The following is a 20681-nucleotide window of genomic DNA, read 5'->3' as shown; positions in this document are numbered from 1 at the left end:
CATCGGGCAGCGTAGTTCGGCCACTCAGCTGTTTGCGCCGACCTGATCCTTGTAGCGACGCCGACGCTGAACGCGCTCCAGCCGCTCATATGCGGCTTCTGCCGCTTGAGGTTCATCATAGGTCTCGATCTTCTCCTGCCCATTGCTGCCGAACCGGCCCCAGTGGCGTACGAGCGAGACCCCGTTAAGGTCGGCTGGATCGCCAGCGTGTAGAAGCGCCGTATGTTCTGAGCGGCATCGATCCGGCGAAGGTGAAGCTCACCTTTTTCTCCGTGTGGACATGGAATGGATCGTCTTCTCCATGCAAGGCGCCGTCCAACGACAGTTTTGAAACAATCCGCATTCACCGATTGACGTCGGTGGTGAATGCTGTGTGGATTGGTGATATCGGGGGCATCGCGCTTATCATCGGCGGAGAAAGCAACTAGAACTCAGCGCCAGCAATAAAATGGAATGGGCAATGCTAGAAACAATGGAAATCGATAGCCGAGGCGACTTTGCGCTTTGGGCTATCGAAGCGGCGAAGCAGATCGTCAGCGAACAAGGCTTCGATCTCGCGAAGGCCGCCCGCGACGGCAGTGAAGAGGATCTACGCTCGGCGGGCAACGCTCTCGGACAAGCGATTACCAGCGTGCTGCTGGAAGTCTACGATGGTTTGCTTGAAGGCGTGCCTGCAGCATAGGTCGATCTAAAAGGTCAAGGGCGGCATCTCTTCTTTACCGGCGCGCCAAACCCAGGCAGACATGTCCTGGCGCGCGTCGATCATCTCCCGCAAGGCAGTCTCGAAACTCTCATCGGCGCCTTGCGGCACGATATAGAGTGCAAGGGTCAATGGCCGATGTTCCGGCAGGATCACGTTCGCAAAAGGCTGCGTCCGTGAAAGCTCGAAGCGCAAACCCTTCACCATTTTCTCACGCATCCGCGTCAATCGATCCAGCAGCCGCTCCTCGTGGGTATTTTCGATTGGCAGCCATTGTTCCGTAACCACCATCAGCGCGATCTCGTTGACCGTGACGACGCCGGAAGGATTCCCACCCATTGTCGCGATGGCAATGAGATGGGAGGTCTCGTTGCTCCCCCAGAGCGTCAGTTCAGTATCGAAGCGGCGCTGCAAACGCCGCCATGCCGTTTCCTCAAGATAGAGACGAAATCCCGGCATGTGTTTGATGACCACGAGCTGACCATTCCTCGCCGACGAAAACTCTTTTACCTCTCCCAGCAGAAGCATCAACGCTTTTGGACCKGGAGAGGTTTGAAACAAAAGCGAAAACGCCTGTGTCCTTCGTTGCTCGATGGCTGCCTTCTCCTCGGCCCGGAACGGCTCGGGAACAAAGAGGCGCTCGGCGAGGCTTTGCTGCCGCACCGACATCGTCCGGGCCGCCTCCTGAAGATGATGATAGACCTGCCACCAATGCCGCTTGCCTGCCCAATGCGCCGTCCATTCCGTCAGGCCGCTTTCGTGCCAGAGGAAATGCAGCAGGCCGCGCAAGGAGAGTTTCTTGCTGTCGTTCTTGACGCTGTCGGCGGGCTCGGAATCCCGAGCACCACCACCGGATGAGCCGCGCTTCGACAACGAGAAATCGAGTTTGAGCGCTGCCGTTCCAGCCGCCGTGTCGAGTTTGATTGCGCCTCCCATCAGTGGGCCGAGACCCGACAGATCATAGGGAGGCTCGTAGGACGGACACGTGGTGTCGTGGTCCACGCCGGTGAGCGGCATTCTCTTGATCACCAGCTGGTCGCCGATTTTGGCGACGTACATCGGCACGCCCACGCCCTTGCAAAGGCAGAGGGGGCGGGCCTTGTCGCGATAGGCCTGCGTCAGCCTGGGATGGAAATCATCGGTGTCATCAGCGCTGGCTTCCCCATTGATTAGAAACCGTCTCATCGCTCCGGCCACCGTCGAGCAAGCGGCGCGCTTGAAATGGGGTGCCACAAGAGAGGAAAACATGTCTGCTCAGACCGGCCGATTGTGCCGGACGGGCAAAGCCAACTCAAGGCCGCGCGGCCCCTCCAATTTTCTCTGCGCTCCGTTTCACTCCGCTCCGACAAAATCGGTTCCTCCGCGCGCCGGCTCCGCCGGTCGTGTTCCACGAGCCTTGACCTGACTTTTCCCGCCCTGCGTGCCGCCGTCATCTCTCACATTTCTCAAGGAGACGACGATGACCAACGAACAACACATCGAAGAACTGCGCGCCGAAGCCCGGGCTGCCGCGACGCTGGAAGAACGCCGCCAGATCGAAGCCGAACTCGAGCTGGCGATCGCCGAGCGCGAGGTGATCTCAGCCGAGCTCGACGGCCGCATCAGCGCCGAACCGCCCTTCTGAGGCGGCAATCGCGCTGGCGCCAGCCGTAGCGCTTATTTGGATGAAGCGGCTGCATCCCGCCTCCTGGCGTTTCCAGCCGCGATTGCTGCCTCCATCCTGTCATTCCCCGGCTTCAATTTCCGAGCTCTTTGCATGGCTTCTTCCGCGTGAGCGTCAATCCAATCGGAGCTCTTGAAAAGCAGAATGACGATGGCGCAAACTAAAATCAAAGCGAAGAGAACCAGCATTTCCATCGGTTTTTATCCCCTTCGTGGAATGTCAGTTGGCGTGCTAAAAAGATGTCTTTGCGGTTGTTAATAGCCGTTGTCCTTCAAATAGGTATCGATCGCTGTCTGCATGATGACCGTCATATTGACGTCGTTCTCGTGGGCGGCCTTTTTCAGTCGTGCCTTGGTGTMGTAATCCAAGGCGACGTTGACGTAGAATTTGGCTTCGCGCTCTTTCGTCCGCTTGAGGTTCTTCAGCGCGAGGCGGGCATCTTCCCGCACGATCGCGCGCGACGTCGCCTTCTCACGGCGAGCTTGCCCCGAAAGCCCTGGCAGGATTTTTGTTTCGCCCCTCTCTGCCGCAGGTATCGTCGCCGGCGAGGTCGTCGGTTTCCGCTCCATCGGCTCCTGCCGGCTGCGCTCCCTCTGCTCTGTCCGCGGCGCGATGATGAAGTCGCCGAGCCCCAAGCCCGCCCTGCTCATGCAGCAATCCCCCGATCATGCGCGGACCGCTTTTCCTCGATCTCGGAAACGAGAGCCTGCACCTCCGAGCGCGCCTTGCGAACCCTGTCGGTCAATTCCTGCATCTGCAGGGTTCCGAGACCATTCTGGATCTCGCGATAGACATTGCGCTCGAAGAGTTCGGTTTCGAGAAGCGCGGTCCGATAGTCCGCTTCCCGCAGGCCGGCGACGAAGGGCCTGATATAGCGGTAGGCCTCCAGATTGCGGCCGGGTATCGTCACGCGGGTGCGAACACTGAGATGCTGAATTCTCGATCCGAACTGGTCGTTGATCTGGCTGACCATTGCCACGGCCTGGCCGGCAGCTTCGATCTCCTTGATTGCAGGCTGGATCGGGGAGATGACGAGCTCGGCTGCGCGAATGATGCCGGTCTGCAACGAGCTGTCTACGCCCGGCGCATCGATGATGATGAGATCGAACGCGCCGGCGAACCGCTCGACGGCCGATTGAAGGGTCCGCGACGCAGAGGCGGTGGTCACTTCGATATTCGCGGGGATGTTCGTCTTGTTTTGGCAGAGGCGCCACCATCCCGAAAGGTTCTGGCGGCTGTCGGCGTCGATCAAAAGCACGCGCTCGCCACGCAAGGCGTACTCGCCAGCCATCAAGGTTACGAGCGTCGTTTTGCCGGCGCCGCCCTTGTTGCTCACTGCCGCATAAATTCGACCCATGCTCCAGAACCTCCTGCTGCCAGAACCGTCGACAAAGATGGAATATAACGTAGATGGTTTAGCGCCTGTCAACCCGAAATGTTGGTAATCGGAAACATTCTATAGGCGATCGCCCATAAAATGGAGGTCCAGTCCATAGGTGTGGCGAGGGGGCGAGCAGTGTTGTTGCACTGCATATCACCATTGAAATGTTGTAGAAATAATCAAAACGCTTGCGATCCACGCCTCAACGGTCGTGCGGTAGCTATTCACGCTTGATGGGCGATTTCTCGAAGGTTTGATTTCGGAGGATGTTGGCTTGTGGTTGTAACGTGATGAGTATAGTTTTGGTTTGGCAGGATACGCAAATTTGTGATACAAATTTGCTGACGATCGACGGACACGCCGTCGATGGCGCCTGTGGCGGGTCTTCTGACGGAGGATGCGATGGCAGTGACCGATGGAAGGTCGCAAAGCTTGGGGCCGGCGGAGGCGCGCAAGGAGCGCGTCATTCATGTCCGGCTCGCTGTCTCGGAACACGCTGCCGTCGAACATGCGGCCGCCGCGGCCGACATGACGGTTTCTGGCTTCATGCGCTCGCTGGCGCTGGAAGGAGCGGGCATTCAGCCGTTCCTGACGGAGGACGACAGGACCATTCTCGATATTCTTGCTTCGCAGATGCGTGCCATCGGCGTGAACCTAAATCAGCTTACGCGCACGGCCAACAGGGCAGGGCAGATCGACGCGGATGGGGTGTCCTCTGCTTTGATCGACATCCAGCAAATCGTCGTAGCGGTCGCCATGGAATTGCGCTGTTACAGCGTCCGTGCGGCTCGTCGGCGCGGAGCGGCATGATGGAGTTCTTTCTCGGCGCCTTTGAGAAGGAATGGGAGAGCCGACGGGCGGCGTTGTTGCACGAGCGGTCGCTTGGACGCGGAAAGGCCGACGCCGAAGAAGAGCGCTGGCGCCGCCGCGGCGGTGGCGCGAATGCACTATCGCCGGTGCGCGGCTTTCCAGGCAATTCCGATCGACGCACAGGAACGCTGGCGCGCGCAACTGAACGCGACGGCGAGCCTTCCATGCGAAGTCGCTTTGCCGCGCTCGCGTCGGGCAGCCAACCGGCAGTAGTCAAGATGGCATCGTTTGGCGGTGGCGGCCGGCTCGGCGCAATGATCACCTATGTGTCGCGCAATGGAGGAGTGGTCGTCGAAAACGAGCGCGGCGAGCAACTTCGCGGTCGCGATGAACTCTCTGGTGTCAGGGGCGAATGGGGCCACCTGATGAAGAACCGGGCCGAGAGCCGCGACATCGCCACCTTCACGGTGGAAGTGAACGGGACATTCGGTGAAGGGGGCGATGTTTACGAGCAGTCATTGGCATTATTGAAGCGCGGTCTTGGGGATCGGAGTTTTGCCTATGCAATCGGACCAAGGCGTGAAGGGACCGGTCGCACGATCGAAGGCGTCGCGGTGTTGCGGGACAGCAATGGTGAGCGGCTCACAGCCGACAAGAAGGCGTCGGAGATCGTTCAGGATCGGTTTGATGGCGGCGCCGAGCGTGGTGAGACGGCAACGTTCCGATTTACCGGCTACGGCAATGGGACAGACTACGGGACGAGCCGGCTGCGTGGTCTCGTCGAACGGCACGGTGGCGCGGTTTACGATGAAACGGGCAGGGCAATCTCCGACGAAAAGCAAGCCGGAGACCTTGTACAGCAGGAGTGGCGAGAACAGTTGCATAGCCGCAAGCCGCGCGATGTCATGCATCTTGTCCTGTCTGCGCGGGCAGGCACGGATAGCGAGGCCTTCCATGCCGCCGCCCGGGATTTCCTGGCGGAGGAATTTGTCGGTTTTCGCTACGTCTTTTCTCTGCATGATCCGTCCTGGGATCCAAAAGCGGAGGAGGCTGGCGGCAAGCGGCCGCATGTCCACGTGCATGCCATCATCGCGATGCGGTCAGACATGGGAGACCGGATCGAGACGACGATCCGGACATTTCGTCATTGGCGAGTAACGATGGCCGAGAAGGCGCGCGCCCACGGTATCAACATGGAAATGACGGACCGGCGTGACCGCGCCAGTCCCGCAGCTTATGGAAGGAACCAGGTGCGTCCGACAAGCCGGCTTGGGCGCACGGAGCATGAGGGCACCAGCCAGTCAGCGCAGCGCCGGTATGACGCGAAGCGCTCGGATCACCGTAGGTTTGCGCGAACGGGGATAAGCCGGAACTATACTGATATTGCTAAGCGTGAATGGGAGGTGTTGGCCTCGCAGGATAGCGATGAGCGCTCGGCGAACTTCGCAAAAGATCAGGTTTTGCGCCTGGAATTGGCGCGAATCGAGGATTCACCAGACGTGATTGCCGCGAGCGAAGCGGAAAAATCGCTCTCGCAATTTGAAACGTATCTGGTTACATTGTCGAATATCGTTTCGGAGGATGAGCAGATGCGCCATATGAGCCGGTCCGAGTTCGAGGCCTATGAGAAGCGCGTGGAAGCGGCTTTGTTTCAGGCAGAACGCGTAATGCCTCCGGAGCAGAAGGCCAGTTACGAGGAAATCGCCGTAGCTGCCCGCGAACATGTCGATATCCGCCGCGAACTGATGAAACAGGCCGAGCAGAGCGAGGCGAGATCCGAGCGGGTCGGCGCAGATCAAATTGCAACCGGCGATGAAGTGAACCAGCTTTGGGACGATGCGGTGGCGCGCCATGGCCTCCGGACTGTCGAAATGGCAAACGAGATCTTGCTCGAAGTGGAGCATTTTCGTGAAGCGATCGATCTTGCCGACGCCGGCGAATTCAAAAGCGACAGGGAAACTCTGCAGGCCAGTCTCGATGTAGCACTGGCGCGAGCTGGTGAGCTTGGCGCTTCCGGCAATCGTCTGATCCGTGAAATCGCCGAAGTCGACGAAGAATTGCGAACCGCGATCGAGAGCGCCGAGCGGGCGCGCCAGCAACGCAGCGAAAAGGGTAGAGGCCCTGATAGCGCTGCAGCAGAAGTTCAGGTTCGCGCCGACAATGACGATCCTTCAGATCGCGAAGAGGCGCCGGATCGCAGTCACCGAGACCAGCCCCAAGAGCACTCAGCTAACGCCTTCCCTCAGCGGCGGGCTGAGGCAACAGTGGACCGCAATGCGGGAGATACCACAGGGATGGATCCCGCTCAGCAGCATATTCCGAGACTTGAGCAGTTGCAGCGCGAGGCCGACGAACGGCGGGAACGCGATCAGGACGACCATGAGCGATAGGAGATAAGCATGCGGGACGAGAGACGGATCATCATCAATCCCGAGACCGACCAGAAGGCTGAAGAGGGATTGGCAAAGGTGTTTGGCATTGTGTTCTGGGTGGTCATGATAATAGGCATTGTCGATCATGCCCTGACCGTCGCCTGGCGTTGGGGCTTGTCTTGGTGGGATTGGCTGCTTGCGCAGTCGCCATTTTGATCAATTCTCTACCAAATCTGCTATAAGGATAGTTGTCGCGATGTTGAATTCTGTGCTTCGCTCACCAATGACAATTTGGTCGATGGCTGCTCCGGCTGTGGTCTTTCTGGCCGGAGCGATCCTCGGTGCCTGGATGGGACCGCTTCCGCCGTTMGTCATAACAGTTGAATTTGCCTTGCTAGCTCTAACGTTGGCGCTCTCTGCGCTGGCTGCCCTGCTCAGCGCTGCTCCACCATCCATCACCAGGCGCGAGGTGAAATGGGCGAACGAAAACGCCGCCGTCCTTTACACCGTCCCCGTGACCTTCGAGGAAGTGGATTTTATCCCGCCTCTACTGAGCAGGGTTGCCGCTTACCGAGATGACGGCGGCTCGCGCCGGCGGGTGCCGTCTTACGAATTGCGGGCATTGCGTGCTTGAGCCGGTTCCTCCAACATGGAAATAGCTCAGGACCGACGCTCGTTAGTCCAAGTGCGTGGCCTTCTGGCGCAGGATGGCAGAAAACTTCTTCAGCCCTTGATGATCCAGTGCGTCGATGAATTCTTCAGCCGATGGTGTCGTCTTGCGCAGATTTTGCCGAGCGCTCTTGACGCTGTCGATCAACGCGCTCGAGAAAGTGGAATAGAGACCCGCGAGGAAGTCGTCGGGTGACGTGCAGGTTACGCCATAGGGCCGAAGGTCCGCAGCCGGAAAATCTTTAAGATTCCACGTGACGATCACGCATGCTTTTGCCGCGACGGCAGCGGCCAAGACATGCCGGTCATCGGGATCGGGTAGGGAGAGGTTGGGGATAAGAGCCCGATAGTTGGCGACATCGGCGTCGGGCAAAACGTCCTTCATCCGATCGCGGGTCGCTTCAAGACGTGAGACGGGCGTTTCGGGTGAGTTGGCGGCCAGGTTGCGTATCCATTCGGCATGAATGTCGTCTGTCCAGTGCGCTTCGATTAGACCGTCGAAGGCACACTGGACCAGGACATTTCGCAGATGGAAGGGATAGAGGATGCAGGCATCATAGACCGCGACGGGCGGCTTAGAGGCCATGATTAACGATCAGATCCTCTGTGTCTTCGGCCAGTGCATCGAGAGCTTTTTGGTGTGCGTCGAGCTTGGCTTTGAGCTCAAGAACATCTCTCAGCTTGGCTCGGCGGTGCTTGCCAACATAGCGGAACGGCAAATCGCCGCGATCCATGCGCACCACAACGAGGGGGCGTGAGATGCCGAGAATCGTCGAAGCGTCGGACGGGCTTAATTCCTGATCTTCGGTGAGCAGGGCGACGCGCTCGCCGCGCCGCAAATGGTCGAGGAGCGCTTCGACAGGTGCGACAGCAGAGGCCGGGAGACAAAGGGTCTGAAGCTGCCCCCCATCGCGGTGAATCCGCAATTCGACATGGTCGCCTTCTGCCAGCTTCGGCATAGGCGCAACGGCCTTGCGGTCGAGATCCGGCAGTTTGGTAAACTGAAGAACATGGCTGGTCATGGCGGTTACTCCTTGCCCATCTATATAGGGCATGAAATTCTTAACTGCAATAACTGAAATCCTTTCCAGTTGCGTCCAGGAGGGGTTTAAAGACTGCGTTGCGGACTATTGGCATACCCAAAGTCTTCGTCGTAGCGGCGCTAGGCACCCTAGTGTGCTAACGTGTACACAACCGAACACGGAGCTTGTTTCATGACCGCCAGCACCACTATGACCATCCGGATTAGGCCCGATGTAAAAGAGAAGCTGGACCGGATCGCGGCCGACACGCAGCGCAGCAAGTCTTTTCTCGCTGGCGAGGCCGTCGCGGCCTATGTCGAGCGTGAGCTTGAAATCATCGAGGGTATCAAGCGCGGCATGGCCGATGCGGCGGCGGGGCGTGTTGTCCCTCATGACGATGCTATGGGCGAAATCTATGCCGTAATCGACGCAGCGGAACCCAAGCGCGCAGGCAAAGCGTGAGACGACCGGTTGCTTGGTCCCGCGAAGCGCTGGACGATCTCAAGGAACAAGTCGCGTTGATTGCCAAAAATAACCCGGCGGCTGCAAGACGGGTCGCGGATCGAATTAGAGACGCAGGTAATGCCCTTGAGGACATGGCGACCGGACGACCTGGCCGGGTGACAGGCACCTATGAGAAGTCTATCTCCCGCTTGCCCTATATTGTCGCTTACGGGTTGCGGCCGATCGCAGGCCGGGAAAGCGTGGTGGTCGTGCGTGTCATTCACGCGTTACGAGAATGGCCGGCGGAAGAATGGCCACAGCAGCCGTAAAACGCTTTGAGGTCGCGGGTGCCGTGAACTGACGACAGAAACCGCTCAGTCCAATCCGATTTCTTCCGGATCTGGAATAGTTTGCGCCAAAATCTCGAAAATACTTCGTCGTTGTCGTGCTGGCATGTTCGGCGAGCCGGCAAGTGCCGAACTGACGGCCGACTTCAACCGTTTGGCTGAGGCAGTGAGGCGTGTTTCAGGAGTATCCTTGCTTGATGGAATTGACTTTGCTCGCTTCCGGTGTGGCTCGGCAACGGATTTTCGACCAATCATCCGAGCCATCTTCTCCGGCGCCTTTGCGGCGGTCATTTGCGCGTCTGCCTTCTCCCTCGCGTTCTCCGTTCCGCCGCTCTCGCTATCGGCGGCCGGCGTTGCGCCGTAGCCTCGCATGGCCGCAGGAACAGTCATGCCTTGAAGAAATTCGACGTCGTGAACCTCCTCTCGACGCGAACTGGCGATTGCGGCGGCGCTCTTGAAAGGCTCCGTGGCGAAGTACCTCAGCTTGTTGCCGAAGATCGGCCGCTGTCCCTCGATGAGCAGGATCATCCTGTCCTCAGGCATTTGCCTGACCTCCTGCGGCATCATTAGGTCACGTTCGCGGATTTGCTCCACCTTGGTACGGCGGGGGAGGCCGACCAGTTCGAACGTGCGGGATTCGGATTGATAATGGATCGTTCTCTTGCCAAGGGCGCGAGAAGCATATTCGGCGGTGGCCTGATCATTGGCGCCGAGGATGAGCTGCAGGCCGCAATTTCCAAGCAGCGAATGGCGGGCAGTCTCGCCGTAAATCTCGTCAAGACTCTTCAGGTCCTGGATGATGAAGGCCATCTTGATGTTGTAGCCGGCGACATAGGGCAGCTTATTGAGGATCTCGTCCATCTTTTTCAACTGACGGAATTCGTCGAGTAGGAAATAGACGGGCAAGGCAGCCGGTTTATGCTCGCGCGTTAGCAGATCCATTACCTGCTGTACGAAAAGCGTCAGCAGCGGCCGGAGAATGGTCATGTCGGTGATGTTCGGGGCCAGGTAGATCGTCACCGGCCGCCGCTGCAACGAGGCAAGATCCATGTCGGTTATGGCCGTCGCGGCGGTCACACGTTCATTCCGGAATGGTGCCAATGCTTTCTGGATGTCGAGCAGGGCGGAGCGGGCCGCACGTTCGTTCAGGGAGATGTAGGCGTTAAAGCTGTCCATCGTGAACTTCGACAGATCAGGCTCGTTCTCCCTGATCAACTTCATGAGGATCTGCAGGTCGATGCCGGCATTGAAGAAGCTGTTCACCTCGCCGAGATTGCGGCGGTTCCTGTAATGCTGGCTCTCCAGGACATAGCTGATCACCCCGGCGATGACCTGCTGCGCCGTGCCCTGCCAGACGGCGTTCTCGGAACCGACTGTTTCCGGGATCAGGATTGCCGCGATGTTCTGAACGTCGATGGTGCGGCTGCCGCGGTCGGTGCGTACGAAGTCGAGCGGATTCCAGCGATGTGTCTTCTGGGATCCCGGGGAAAACAGGAAGACCTGGTGTCCCTTTGCTTTCCGATAACCGGCTGTCAGTTCAAAAATCTCGCCCTTGAGGTCGGTGACAATCATCGAGCCTGGAAACATCAGGGCATTCGGAATGACATAACCCACGCCTTTGCCGGATCGGGTCGGGCCGATGACCAGATGATGGCGATCGTCCTTTCGGCGGAGGATGCTGCGGCCGATCCGCCCAAAGACCAGCCCCTCTTTGCGAAACCAGCCGCCGCGACGAAGGGAGCCCGCATCCTGAAACGCTGCATCGCCCAAGGGGCTCGCCGCTTGCCGCAATCCGAACGCGGCGGTGCCGGCGGAAACGAGGACGCTAGGGACTAGGGCTGCCAGTGCTACGAACTGCAATGGCCGGTTATGGGAATAGGCAAGGAATTGCTGGATTGGTGCAAGCGGATTACTCGTGCTCATTAGATGCAGGATGCGACCGTCTTTCCAGACGAGCAGTAAGATCAGGCTGTAGCTCAGCATCCAGACAGCGAGGGCAATCAGTGCGCAAAACATGAAATAGAACGTCAGATATGACCGGCTCATGGTGCGCGCCGGGCGTAGTAGATCTCAGAGACGCCGCGGCGACCACCATAGCGCCGTAGCTGGATGACAATGGGGATGACCATGCGAATGTAAGACATGAGATCCTGCTTGGAATAGCCGGACGACATGCCGGCCTGCATCATCATCATGGCGAGTTGCTCGTAGGCTCCCATCGGCGTGTCGGCATGCACGGTCGACATGCTGCCGGGATGACCGGTGTTGATGGCGCGTAGAAAAGCAAAGGCTTCTCCGCCGCGGATCTCGCCGACGAAGAGCCGGTCCGGCCGCATGCGCAGTGACGCCTCAAGCAGTGACTGGATTGTGACATGGGCGGTGCCCTGATCGCCGCGCGAGGCCAGGAGATGGAGGCTGTTGCGATGTGGAGGAAAGAGCTCGCGCGTATCCTCCAGTGTCAGGATACGCTCGTGATCATCAATGCTCTTCAGGCAGGCATTGAGGAAGGTGGTCTTGCCGGTCGACGTTCCGCCACTGATGAGCATCGACACCCTTTCGCGGATAGCCATCTCGATGAAGTCGTGGACGTGGCCTGCTTCGAGAAGCGCAATCAGCCTCTGGTCCATTGCGTTTAGACCGCCGAGGGTCACCGACACTTTGTCGAGGCCGCCGGTATCGCGATACTGGGCCAGCGTAAAATCGCTGATGACCTGCTTGCGGATTGATAGGGAGCCGCCGTCGGCTGCTGCCGGTGGAAGGATGATCTGTATACGTTCCCCGGAGGGAAGAGCGGCACTCAGGAGCGGGTTTGTGCGACTGATGAACTGGTTGCTGGCGGCCGCGACACGTTCGCCGATGTGCTCAATCTCAGCAGAGGTCAGCTCAGGGATCGAATGAAATTCCATATGGCCGGCACCCAGCCGTTCGACAAAGACTTCACCCGGCCTGTTGACGGAAATCTCCACAACAGTTGGATCTGCCAGAAACCGCGTCAGAGGCGACAGCGCGCGCTTCAGGAAGTAATGCGGATCATTGCCTGTGGGAACGACCMGCATCGAGGCCTCGCTCATGCTTGATCTCCTTCAGTGCTTCTTCAACCGGATCCGGGTACATGGCGGAGAAATCGAGGTCCTGGCGAACATAGACGAAGATGCGTTCGCCCTGATGGACACTGATTGTCGGAGGAATGCGCAGATTTTCTCCGAGTGCCTGGTTGGCCAGATCGGAGAAGGTCTGGGCGATGGTCTCGCGCGCAAGATCCGCCGCGCGGGGGGAATCGGATTCACCGTTGCCAGTGCTGGTGCCGTACTGATTGCTGCCATAGCCAGTAAGGTAGGAAGAGCCGGCGCCGACGATGGAGAGCAGGACCGCCGAGCCAAACCGTTCGCGCCATTTGTTGTCGATGGTGCCGGTCAGACCGGACCGACCGAGGCTGTCGGTTCCAATGCTGTTCAGCCGGACCGAAACGCCGTCGTCGCGCAACAGTCGTGTCCAGATGACAAAAATTCGTTTCTGCCCGCGGGTGATATCAGACTGATATTCGCCAATCAGCCGCGTTCCCGTCGGGATGAGAATCCGGCGACCGTCAAATGAATAGACGTCTTGCGACGTAATGGCACGAACCTGGCCGGGCAGGTCGCTGTTGATTGCTGTCTCCAGGATTCCGGGAATGAGAGTGCCTTCCGGGATCATCGCGTCGATGCGGCTGATCTGCCGCGCCTTGGCCGACCGGTCACCGATCGCGGAGGCGCTCGCGAGAAATTTGCTGCTTCGATCCTCGCCGGCAACGGTTGGACCACCTTCCGAACCGTTTCCTGACAGCGCCCCGCTTCCGGGATCCGCTTTGGCGGAATCGACGATGATCTGCTTCGAAAGATATCGCTTGGGGAACGCCTCGACCGGTTGTTGTTTTTCTTCCGCCGTCTGGACCGCCACTGGAGGCGGCGGCACGTCGAACTCGATCGTATCGGTTGGTTCTTGCCTCTTCTCCTCAGGCGGCTCGGGAAGCTGGATAATGTTGTCGGCCGGCTTCTGCTCGGGCTTTTGCTCATCGCGCAGGAAGGAGGGCGGTCGAAACGTCGTGGTCGAGAACTCCTCGTCGCCGTGCAGTGCATCCTGGTGCTGCTTCTGTGGCACGAAGACGGTGAGGTATGCGAGGACCGCCCCACCGAGCAACAAGGCGGCGCCTCCAAGCAATTGATTGCGCTTGCCGCGGCGGTCGCGCACCTCGATTTCATCACCGGCAAGCATCGCTTCGAGTTCAGGCGATCTGTTCATCCGTTGCCGCTCCTTCTGCGCATCGTTGCCTTGTTATCCGGCGCGGGACCCATGATGGCTGGATCCGGCTGGCCGAAGTCCGGCTTCCTGAGATTGAAGATGCAGGTCCATCGATTGCCGTCGCGCAGCGTGTATTGTGTTTCAGTCCCGTCAACGACGATGTAGTCGCCCTCGCGGCGGACGTTGCGCAGCGTCTCGCTGAAATCGCTATTGACCGCAAAGATCGCCGGCACCTTCGGACCGAACTTGAAGAAGGTCTTTTTGCCGTCGTCGAAAATCATCAGTGGCTTCAGGGTGCCGTCTCCCGAAAACGAGTAGTCGATGTTGACATTGGCCTTGTCGATGCCGGAGATGTTCGGATATCCGACACGCGCCTCGGCCTCTTTGCGAAGCGTGGCGTTCAGATCCTTGTCCGGATAGACGAAACGAATGCCGAAGGTCTTCTTGTTGTCTTCCGGTGCATAGTCGTTGAGCTCGAGATAATAGATGCGCTTCGACGTCACGACGTTCATGTTGGTCGAGACGTTCTTCGCCTTCGGTTTGACGAAGAGGATGTTGCCCTTGTCAGTCGGCACGACGTCCCAGCTTTCGCTGTCACCGACGGCGATGGTTTCGAACTTCTCGTCCTCATCGAAGATGATCATGGTCGATATGCCGTAGGTCGCAAAGACACGTACGACATTGTTCGGTTGGTAGACGACGCTCGTCACGCGCGGGTCGAGACGTCCGGCTGACGGCGTCTCTGCCGCGAAGGCACCTGTGGTAAAGGTAACGGCGACCGCCAAAATAAAGGAGCAACGGAACCGGCGCATGCTCACGGGTCGCTCCCCGAGACCGTTTCCTGATCACGACGGTAGTCGTAGACCTGGAAGCCTAGCGGGTTCTCGAACCGCCATTCGTTGGTCGCAGGCGTGTCGGTGTAGCGATAACGCACCACCGCGATCCAATGGCTGGTGATCGAATCCGTGTCGGAAAGTTCCGTCGTTGAGAAGCGAACGATACCTGTCGAGCCGTTCGGGAAGGTGACCGAGGCGATCTCCGTCGTCACCCGTTTGGTTTTGCCGTAGACCTTGGCGGGATTTTTCGCATTGGCGGCGCTATAGAGTTCCTGAAGCTCGCGTGCCGCATTGCCGGTCGACAGCAGGGCGGCGATCCCGAAATTCTGTTCGATCGCGTAAGGGTCATACCCTTCGCGAGCGCGGATATAGCGGACAATATTGGCCTGGGTAATCGCCTGCTGGTCGGTGAGACTGGCCGGCCGCGTCAGGCCGGTCTTCACCTCGACATAGCCGGTGCTCTTGTCGACCTCGACGATATAGGGCTCGAAGCTCTTCAGCGGCACGAGCATGACGAGCGCAAGCAGGCTCAGAAGAGTGATGCCGCCAAAAATCGTGGTGACAAACCAGGCAAGGGTCCGTGATCGCTTGGCTCTTTTAACGACCTCCTGCTCCCAGATGTCGCCACTTTGGTAATAGGTMGTCAAATTGTTGTTGTTGGAATTTGCCATCGTCAATCAACTGCCCGAAGGTTTGAGGTCATGTCGGCGTGCCGTTTTTGGAGATTTTGTCCTGCATCGCCGAGCGGGCGCCGGAGGGATCGTCGTCACCGCCATCTCGGCGGAACCGCTCGCGAAGATTGCTGCCCGCGCGCGCAGCCCCTCGGCCGGCCGAAACGCCCGCGCGCCCCACCGCGCGTGGCGTTCTGACGCCGGCAAAGTGCGTTATATGTTTTGCCGCATTGCCGACGCCGGCCGCTAGGCCGCCGGCAATTCCCTGCCCGAGCGACTGGATGTGGAGCATTACGAAGCCACCCGCGATACACAGCAGCAGGAACCCGGCAATGTCGGCCAGAGTGAGAGTGCGGGACCCGCTGGCTGCATCGATCTTCGACAGCTCGGGGTTCATCGCAGCGATAAGGAACGCGGCAATCACATAGATGAACAGCGGGATGAGCGCATAGGTGAGAACCTGGTTGAACCATCCGACACCGTAGCCACGTGTCCGTTCAAACAGCATGCAGGCGATGAATAGCGGCGCGGTCCCAATCAGGGCCCAGAGCATGACTTTAGCAAGGATCAGGATCGCAAGTGCGATCGCGATGAAGACGCCGGCGCCGACCATGATGACGATGCCGATCATGCTCGGCAGGATCGAGAAATAGCCGGACTGCTCGGCGAAGGCGGACGCCGCCTCACTTGCGGTTTTCCAGATCTGCGACATGCCGTTGGTCGGTTCGCTGATGCCGGTTCCTGACGCCGCCAGAATGGCGCGGCCGACATCCTCGGGCGTATCGTTGATCCAATGATAGAACAGATTGTTGAAATTGCCCCATGAGCTGACGAGCGCAAGGACGATCATCATACGGGCGATGCGACCGATGATCTCGCCGACGCCGATACGCGCTGTTCCCATGACCAGTTGCAGGCCGTACCAGGCGACATAGGCGACGAACATGATTTTCAGCAGCGGCATCAGCTCGTTGCCGACGATTGTATAGGCCTGCTCCGAGAAGTTGGTTCCGGAGTTTTCGATGCGGTTGAGAAGGTCGCCGAGGAAGTCCTGCATTGCTGAGCCCTATTACTGATCGGCGACACCGAGTGCGGCGAAGGCGGCGACCGGATCGTTGACGGGACGTAAGGGACCGCAGTCTTTCTCTGCGGCCTCCGCAAATGAGGTGAGATTGGCCGGCCGCTTGCATGGCGCCGTCTTCTCCTTGACAGTCCCACAGGCCACCAGGAGGAGGCAGACGGTAAGTACGACGCCGAGGCCTTGATGTTTTGCCATCTCAGTTTCCGTAGGTGAGAGCCTTCTTCGTGTTGGAGATATCGGTGAGCCGGCGCTGGTTTTCCGCTTGCAGCGAGATGACGGCGCCGTTCAGGACGCCGATCATCTCGTTCAGCGTCAGTCCCGACTGCACCTGAAGCTGGGTGTTCTGGTCGATMGAGCCTTTGATGTCCTGGGCCGACCCGATCTCAGAACCGGCCTGCTGGAAGGCGCTTCGACGTGTCTCGATGGCCTGCTGCGATCCGTTGATCAAGGCCGAGACGCCAAGCACGGTGTTGACCAATTGCTCGTAGGATTTGTCGCCGGAAAACGTGCTGTTTTCCTTGCCGGACAAGGACTTCACCAACTGCAGGCTGTTGATGAATGCGGTTGCCGTCTTGGCGATATCTCCGCTCATCGCCCCGAAATTCGGAACACCTTCCTTCAGGATGCTGTCGAAGGAAGGCACGGCCGAGACGCTGAAGCCATTGCCGACAGCCAGGTCCTTCAAGGGCGCGGCGGTACTGCCGCGGTCGCCGGTTACCGCTTTCAACGTATCCTGCACGGTCGACAGGATATTCTTGTTGGTATCGAGGATATGGTCAGTGGTCTCAGCCGTCTTCCTGGCGACCTCGTAGTTCGTCTTGTCGATGACGGGCACGTCGGCGAGCGCAGCTGATGGCAACACCAGGTGCACGGAGAGTGTGAGCACTTTTAATTTCATTTCGCTTCTCCCGTTATTGCGGCTGCAGCAATAGCTGCACCTGATCTGCGGTTGGGCGCTTCTCGATGCAGGCCTTGTCCGCATCGCTCCAGACAAGGCTCTGGTGGGGATTGCAGAGACCGGTGGTCTCGCGCGGCGTCTCTCTATCGGGATCGTGATCGGTGCCGCGCGACGAGCCGGAGAGGTTGGCCGAGGTGACGGCATTGCGGGAATTCACGAGGTCGGCCATCGTGGTCCCGAGCTTGATGGCATTGTTCATCATCGCGAGATTGGCGTTGCGGACCGTCGAATTTTGGTCCCAACTGTCCTGAATGGTTCCCGTCTGGACCTGCCCCAACTGTTGATACCAGCTTGCGACGTTTGCGAGGCTATCGGAGGTGGCGGCCGACGTCCCCATGGCGTTCAAAGTCGATGACCGAATGCCGGTATAGGCGGTTTCTCCGCCCCCGAAATTTAAGGGTATTTGCGATTTGTCGGAACCGCCGAAGGCCGGTAGCCAGTCTTGGGTGATCGAAGCGACATAGCCTTGCGTCTCCTTGAACGGCGGGATGCCGCCATATTTGCTGACATTGCCCGGTCCGGAATTATAGGCTGCCAGCGCCAGTGAAACGTCGCCGTTGAAGCGGCAGAGTTGCTGCTTGTAATAACGAGCACCGCCGCGCAGGTTCTCTTCGATATTGTTCTCGTTGACACCGAACTCAGCCGCCGTTCCCGGCATCAGCTGTGCGAGGCCGGTCGCACCGACGCCGGACTTGGCACAAGGGTTGAACCGGCTTTCTTGGTAGACGAGGGCCAGAAACTGGTTCTCGTCTATGCCTTCCTCGCGCGCAACCCGTCGCACCAGACCCGAAATTTCGGGATTGGCCTCGGCCGCCCCGACCGGATCGTTGCGGCGACCTGGCCGATACATCGAGCAGGTGACCGAGGCATGGATCTCATAGCGATCGTGGTCAGTATCCTCGATGTTGCTTACCGCCTCATTGCGCTGCTTATGTTTGCCGAAATTGATATCGTCGAGGACGGGGACGTCCGCAAAGAGGGGGCCTGCGTCGAACACAAGCAGCAATACCGCGGCAAGGGGAAGGCAAGCAGCTCTCACGTGCGCGCCCACCCGCAAAATTCGGCGAGCCAGCCGGCCGGGTCATCGCCATGCTGATCGCGGAGCCGCGCGCATTCCTCGACCGTTTCCTTGCGGCCGGAGAGCACTTTGATCAGATCGGGCATCGAGGAAAGATCGAGCCGGGCGATCACGCTGTCATTGCCGTGCTTGATCAGGAAGGTGCGCTTCTCAGGCGCCGTGTTGCGGATGAAGTCGAACTCCTTCCTCGTCAGCCCGAAGCGCCCGATATAGCTATCTTCGTCGGCTCGAGGATTGGGGAAATGAATATGGGTCGCGGATTGCTCGATGAGGGTATGCGATATCGGTGATTTGGCGATGTCGGCCGCTGACTGCGTGCCGAACCCAATGATGCCATTGAGCTTGCGGATGGTTCTGGTCTTATCGACGATGAAGTCGCTGGTGGTCGGATCACGTTCCAGGTGCCAGCCTTCATCCATGAAGAACATCACGGGCGTGCCGTCCAGCAGTTCGTCCATGCGATGGAACAGATACATCAGCGCTGGCGTGCGGACGTCCGGATTGCCGAGGATGTTGGTCATGTCGAAGCCGAACACCCGATGGCCGGAGAATGAGAGGACATCGTGCCGCGCATTGAATAACCACGCCTTCTCGCCTTCGATCCAGGGCCTGAGGCGGGCATGTAGATCGTTCGGATCGGCACGGGACCGGCCGATCAGCAGGCCCGCAAGATTGGCGAGATTGCGCTCGGCGGTGGGTTCCTGCATCAGGCGCGCGATGGCGCGTTCAAGCGTGTCTTCCTCCTCCTGATCGAAGGCTGCTTGCCTGTCCTTGCGCAGCATCGCCTTCAGCAGGCGGAGCAGAAACTCGCGGTTCTCGCCGGTGTTTTCGAGCTGCAAGGGATTGAATCCCGTCGGCATGCCGGGAGAGAGGATCTCGTAAGCGCCGTTCATCGCACGGATGAAGATTTCGGCACCGCGGTCCTTGTCGAAGAAGACTGCCTTGGGCGTCGGCCGAACCCGAAAAGCCTGGGCAAGGAGAAAGGTGAGCGCCACCGTCTTTCCTGATCCGGTCGGACCGGTTACGAGGAAATGGCCGATATCGCGCTGGTGGAAATTGAACCAATAGGGCGTCTGGCTCGTGGTTTCGAGGATGGAGATCGGTGTTCCCCAATGCATCCCGTCCTGCTGACCGGAGGCGAAATTATGCATCGACGACAGGCCGGAGAAATTGGCGCTCGACAGCATCGCCTTGCGGGCGATGTAGGCGTGATTGCCCGGCAACTGCGCCCAGAACGAGGCTTCCATGTTGAGGTCCTCGCGCAGCCAATTGATGTTCATGTCCGTGAGGCAGGCGCCGAGATCGGAGACCGCCTTGTTGACGCCATCGAGGTCCCGAGACAGGCAGAGCAGAGATAGGTGGTGGTACCCGAAAACGGCCTCCTGATTGAGCAAGCTGTTCAACGCAAAATCGATGTCTCCCTCGACGTCGCTGCCAGCCTCGTCGGAGGCCGCGATCTGTCGCTTGAGCCGCGAAATGCGCTCTTGGGCGATCGGCTTGTCGGCGATCGTGAAGGACTGGGTGAGAATGAACTCGTGGTTCACCTGCAGGAGGCCGTCCAACATGCCCGGACCGGTGAACGGCGGATATTCCTTGATCGCGAGCATTGCGCCGAACCTGTCTTCCTCCCTGGTCCGTCCCTCGGCCTGCATCGTTCGCCGCGAGAAGTGCAGGCGGGAGGTGCCGAGGTAATTGGCAAGACCCATCCGCGCCAGGCGCATACGACGTGGGACGCCGCAGGTCAGGATGGCGTTTAGAAACCCACAGGGCTCCGAATATGGGCTGTCCTTGCGGTAGGCGATGCCGAGCGGGCGGGCGCCATATTTGCTGAGGTCTCGGGTGATGTTGCCGACAAACTCCTCGAGTTCGCTTACGGCCTCGCGCAATTGCTCGTCAGGGGCGTTGTGCCCGGCTGCCCGGTCGAGGAACCGGCGGATCCGATCGCCGGCAGCGAGCGCGCCCCGCATGCCGGACCTAAGGACAGTCAGATAGAGTTCGTTGGTGAACATGCGTTTGCCGGCGAGCGATGCAGCGTAGCGCCGGTCCAGTTCCGCACAGAATGGATCGTCAAATTCGCTTGAGATCGTCGTGTCGACCTGCCGGCGAATGACCGTCGACCACAGGGAGAACCGGCTCGATCCCAACGCCCGGATCAAGGTGTTCTGAATGAGCGAGCGCATGTTGAGCTCGGCCTGGTCCTCTGTTTGGAAGAACAGCCCGTCCAGACGGATGACGCTCATCAACGCGCCATCTTCGAGCTTGATGACCGTGTCGGCGACGTGGCGGAGATAGGGGATATGTTTCGACATCGGCCGCTCGCGAAGAGCGACAGCGCCAAATCCGAGTTCTTCGCGGATGACGTTCAGCATGT

Annotated in this window: 25 protein-coding genes; 8 read left to right on the top strand and 17 right to left on the bottom strand. The window is 59.2% G+C overall.

Features of this window, described 5'->3' with window-relative positions:
* Nucleotides 1-24: 24 nt before the first annotated feature.
* Nucleotides 25-129: a hypothetical protein gene (locus tag QD357_RS26525; RefSeq protein WP_343070030.1), complete on the bottom strand. Its 105-nt coding sequence runs from the start codon at nt 127-129 to the stop codon at nt 25-27.
* 331 nt (nt 130-460) lie between these two features.
* Between QD357_RS26525 and QD357_RS26520 the strand changes: the two genes are divergently transcribed.
* On the top strand, nt 461-682 hold the full coding sequence (locus tag QD357_RS26520; protein ID WP_183940339.1) for a hypothetical protein: 222 nt from the start codon (nt 461-463) through the stop codon (nt 680-682).
* A gap of 6 nt (nt 683-688) precedes the next feature.
* Here the strand turns inward: QD357_RS26520 and QD357_RS26515 are convergent, their stop codons facing one another.
* The gene (locus QD357_RS26515) at nt 689-1885 is read right to left on the bottom strand and encodes a DUF1173 domain-containing protein (protein ID WP_414125412.1); all 1197 of its coding nucleotides are present in this window, start codon (nt 1883-1885) and stop codon (nt 689-691) included.
* Between the two features lie 274 nt (nt 1886-2159).
* Between QD357_RS26515 and QD357_RS26510 the strand changes: the two genes are divergently transcribed.
* Nucleotides 2160-2324: a hypothetical protein gene (locus QD357_RS26510; RefSeq protein ID WP_183940335.1), complete on the top strand. Its 165-nt coding sequence runs from the start codon at nt 2160-2162 to the stop codon at nt 2322-2324.
* Between the two features lie 32 nt (nt 2325-2356).
* On the opposite strand, the gene QD357_RS26505 is transcribed toward QD357_RS26510, so the two are convergent.
* Genes QD357_RS26505 through QD357_RS26495 form a run of 3 tightly spaced genes read right to left on the bottom strand, consistent with a single transcriptional unit; the run spans nt 2357 to nt 3720 of the window.
* Nucleotides 2357-2557, bottom strand: coding sequence for a hypothetical protein (locus tag QD357_RS26505; protein ID WP_414125411.1), 201 nt, complete (start codon nt 2555-2557; stop codon nt 2357-2359).
* Between the two features lie 60 nt (nt 2558-2617).
* Nucleotides 2618-3013: a hypothetical protein gene (locus QD357_RS26500; RefSeq protein WP_414125410.1), complete on the bottom strand. Its 396-nt coding sequence runs from the start codon at nt 3011-3013 to the stop codon at nt 2618-2620.
* Nucleotides 3010-3720 carry a ParA family protein gene (locus QD357_RS26495; RefSeq protein WP_414125409.1) on the bottom strand — a complete coding sequence of 237 codons (711 nt, stop codon included), beginning with the start codon at nt 3718-3720 and terminating at the stop codon, nt 3010-3012. Before QD357_RS26495 ends, QD357_RS26500 begins: the two co-directional genes overlap by 4 nt.
* Nucleotides 3721-4146: 426 nt before the next feature.
* On the opposite strand from QD357_RS26495, the gene QD357_RS26490 reads away from it, so the two are divergent.
* The 4 genes from QD357_RS26490 to QD357_RS26475 all read left to right on the top strand — a co-directional run bounded on the left by QD357_RS26490 (nt 4147) and on the right by QD357_RS26475 (nt 7560).
* Nucleotides 4147-4554 (top strand): plasmid mobilization protein, encoded by a 408-nt coding sequence (locus QD357_RS26490; RefSeq protein WP_414125408.1) that lies wholly within the window; start codon nt 4147-4149, stop codon nt 4552-4554.
* Nucleotides 4554-6944: a conjugal transfer protein TraA gene (locus QD357_RS26485; RefSeq protein ID WP_414125407.1), complete on the top strand. Its 2391-nt coding sequence runs from the start codon at nt 4554-4556 to the stop codon at nt 6942-6944. Before QD357_RS26490 ends, QD357_RS26485 begins: the two co-directional genes overlap by 1 nt.
* A 9-nt stretch (nt 6945-6953) precedes the next feature.
* Nucleotides 6954-7142, top strand: a complete 189-nt coding sequence (locus tag QD357_RS26480; RefSeq protein WP_414125406.1) for a hypothetical protein — start codon at nt 6954-6956, stop codon at nt 7140-7142.
* Between the two features lie 82 nt (nt 7143-7224).
* Nucleotides 7225-7560 (top strand): hypothetical protein, encoded by a 336-nt coding sequence (locus QD357_RS26475; RefSeq protein WP_414125405.1) that lies wholly within the window; start codon nt 7225-7227, stop codon nt 7558-7560.
* 42 nt (nt 7561-7602) lie between these two features.
* On the opposite strand, the gene QD357_RS26470 is transcribed toward QD357_RS26475, so the two are convergent.
* Complete coding sequence (locus QD357_RS26470) at nt 7603-8181, bottom strand: PIN domain-containing protein (RefSeq protein WP_414125404.1); 579 nt, start codon at nt 8179-8181, stop codon at nt 7603-7605.
* The gene (locus QD357_RS26465; RefSeq protein WP_183940321.1) at nt 8171-8617 is read right to left on the bottom strand and encodes a DNA-binding protein; all 447 of its coding nucleotides are present in this window, start codon (nt 8615-8617) and stop codon (nt 8171-8173) included. Before QD357_RS26465 ends, QD357_RS26470 begins: the two co-directional genes overlap by 11 nt.
* Before the next feature lie 192 nt (nt 8618-8809).
* On the opposite strand from QD357_RS26465, the gene QD357_RS26460 reads away from it, so the two are divergent.
* Complete coding sequence (locus QD357_RS26460) at nt 8810-9079, top strand: CopG family ribbon-helix-helix protein (protein WP_183940319.1); 270 nt, start codon at nt 8810-8812, stop codon at nt 9077-9079.
* The gene (locus QD357_RS26455) at nt 9076-9390 is read left to right on the top strand and encodes a type II toxin-antitoxin system RelE/ParE family toxin (RefSeq protein WP_183940317.1); all 315 of its coding nucleotides are present in this window, start codon (nt 9076-9078) and stop codon (nt 9388-9390) included. The genes QD357_RS26460 and QD357_RS26455 overlap by 4 nt, the downstream gene beginning before the upstream one ends.
* A 45-nt stretch (nt 9391-9435) precedes the next feature.
* Here the strand turns inward: QD357_RS26455 and QD357_RS26450 are convergent, their stop codons facing one another.
* From QD357_RS26450 to QD357_RS26405, 10 genes are read right to left on the bottom strand one after another with little or no spacing between them, the layout of a single operon-like run.
* Nucleotides 9436-11454 (bottom strand): type IV secretory system conjugative DNA transfer family protein, encoded by a 2019-nt coding sequence (locus QD357_RS26450; protein ID WP_414125402.1) that lies wholly within the window; start codon nt 11452-11454, stop codon nt 9436-9438.
* On the bottom strand, nt 11451-12479 hold the full coding sequence (gene virB11, locus QD357_RS26445; RefSeq protein ID WP_414125401.1) for a P-type DNA transfer ATPase VirB11: 1029 nt from the start codon (nt 12477-12479) through the stop codon (nt 11451-11453). Before virB11 ends, QD357_RS26450 begins: the two co-directional genes overlap by 4 nt.
* A complete protein-coding gene (gene virB10, locus QD357_RS26440; protein WP_414125400.1) occupies nt 12439-13686 on the bottom strand; it encodes a type IV secretion system protein VirB10 in 1248 nt (415 codons plus the stop codon). Before virB10 ends, virB11 begins: the two co-directional genes overlap by 41 nt.
* The gene (virB9, locus tag QD357_RS26435) at nt 13683-14498 is read right to left on the bottom strand and encodes a P-type conjugative transfer protein VirB9 (RefSeq protein WP_414125447.1); all 816 of its coding nucleotides are present in this window, start codon (nt 14496-14498) and stop codon (nt 13683-13685) included. The genes virB10 and virB9 overlap by 4 nt, the downstream gene beginning before the upstream one ends.
* Nucleotides 14499-14500: 2 nt before the next feature.
* The gene (locus tag QD357_RS26430) at nt 14501-15193 is read right to left on the bottom strand and encodes a virB8 family protein (RefSeq protein ID WP_414125399.1); all 693 of its coding nucleotides are present in this window, start codon (nt 15191-15193) and stop codon (nt 14501-14503) included.
* Nucleotides 15194-15221: 28 nt separating this feature from the next.
* On the bottom strand, nt 15222-16250 hold the full coding sequence (locus tag QD357_RS26425) for a type IV secretion system protein (protein WP_414125398.1): 1029 nt from the start codon (nt 16248-16250) through the stop codon (nt 15222-15224).
* Nucleotides 16251-16262: 12 nt separating this feature from the next.
* On the bottom strand, nt 16263-16469 hold the full coding sequence (locus QD357_RS26420; protein WP_414125397.1) for a hypothetical protein: 207 nt from the start codon (nt 16467-16469) through the stop codon (nt 16263-16265).
* A 1-nt stretch (nt 16470) separates the two neighbouring features.
* The gene (locus tag QD357_RS26415; RefSeq protein WP_414125396.1) at nt 16471-17172 is read right to left on the bottom strand and encodes a type IV secretion system protein; all 702 of its coding nucleotides are present in this window, start codon (nt 17170-17172) and stop codon (nt 16471-16473) included.
* Nucleotides 17173-17185: 13 nt separating this feature from the next.
* Entirely contained in the window at nt 17186-18271 is a 1086-nt protein-coding gene (locus QD357_RS26410) for a lytic transglycosylase domain-containing protein (protein ID WP_414125395.1), read from the bottom strand.
* The gene (locus QD357_RS26405; protein WP_414125394.1) at nt 18268-20679 is read right to left on the bottom strand and encodes a VirB4 family type IV secretion/conjugal transfer ATPase; all 2412 of its coding nucleotides are present in this window, start codon (nt 20677-20679) and stop codon (nt 18268-18270) included. The genes QD357_RS26410 and QD357_RS26405 overlap by 4 nt, the downstream gene beginning before the upstream one ends.
* Nucleotides 20680-20681: the final 2 nt, after the last annotated feature.

This window comes from Rhizobium sp. BR 317 (assembly GCF_047445835.1).
Lineage (GTDB): Bacteria > Pseudomonadota > Alphaproteobacteria > Rhizobiales > Rhizobiaceae > Rhizobium > Rhizobium paranaense.
Note: the sequence above shows the minus strand (reverse complement) of the source record. Positions and strands in the feature narration are given on the sequence as shown.

Coding starts and splice junctions, on each gene's coding strand:
- QD357_RS26505 (WP_414125411.1), bottom strand. CDS start 2,557: ATGGAAATGCTGGTTCTCTTCGCTTTGATTTTAGTTTGCGCCATCGTC.
- QD357_RS26465 (WP_183940321.1), bottom strand. CDS start 8,617: ATGACCAGCCATGTTCTTCAGTTTACCAAACTGCCGGATCTCGACCGC.
- QD357_RS26485 (WP_414125407.1), top strand. CDS start 4,554: ATGGAGTTCTTTCTCGGCGCCTTTGAGAAGGAATGGGAGAGCCGACGG.
- QD357_RS26420 (WP_414125397.1), bottom strand. CDS start 16,469: ATGGCAAAACATCAAGGCCTCGGCGTCGTACTTACCGTCTGCCTCCTC.
- QD357_RS26470 (WP_414125404.1), bottom strand. CDS start 8,181: ATGGCCTCTAAGCCGCCCGTCGCGGTCTATGATGCCTGCATCCTCTAT.
- QD357_RS26460 (WP_183940319.1), top strand. CDS start 8,810: ATGACCGCCAGCACCACTATGACCATCCGGATTAGGCCCGATGTAAAA.
- QD357_RS26405 (WP_414125394.1), bottom strand. CDS start 20,679: ATGCTGAACGTCATCCGCGAAGAACTCGGATTTGGCGCTGTCGCTCTT.
- QD357_RS26425 (WP_414125398.1), bottom strand. CDS start 16,250: ATGCAGGACTTCCTCGGCGACCTTCTCAACCGCATCGAAAACTCCGGA.
- virB9 (WP_414125447.1), bottom strand. CDS start 14,498: ATGCGCCGGTTCCGTTGCTCCTTTATTTTGGCGGTCGCCGTTACCTTT.
- QD357_RS26450 (WP_414125402.1), bottom strand. CDS start 11,454: ATGAGCCGGTCATATCTGACGTTCTATTTCATGTTTTGCGCACTGATT.
- QD357_RS26510 (WP_183940335.1), top strand. CDS start 2,160: ATGACCAACGAACAACACATCGAAGAACTGCGCGCCGAAGCCCGGGCT.
- QD357_RS26495 (WP_414125409.1), bottom strand. CDS start 3,720: ATGGGTCGAATTTATGCGGCAGTGAGCAACAAGGGCGGCGCCGGCAAA.
- QD357_RS26490 (WP_414125408.1), top strand. CDS start 4,147: ATGGCAGTGACCGATGGAAGGTCGCAAAGCTTGGGGCCGGCGGAGGCG.
- QD357_RS26480 (WP_414125406.1), top strand. CDS start 6,954: ATGCGGGACGAGAGACGGATCATCATCAATCCCGAGACCGACCAGAAG.
- QD357_RS26520 (WP_183940339.1), top strand. CDS start 461: ATGCTAGAAACAATGGAAATCGATAGCCGAGGCGACTTTGCGCTTTGG.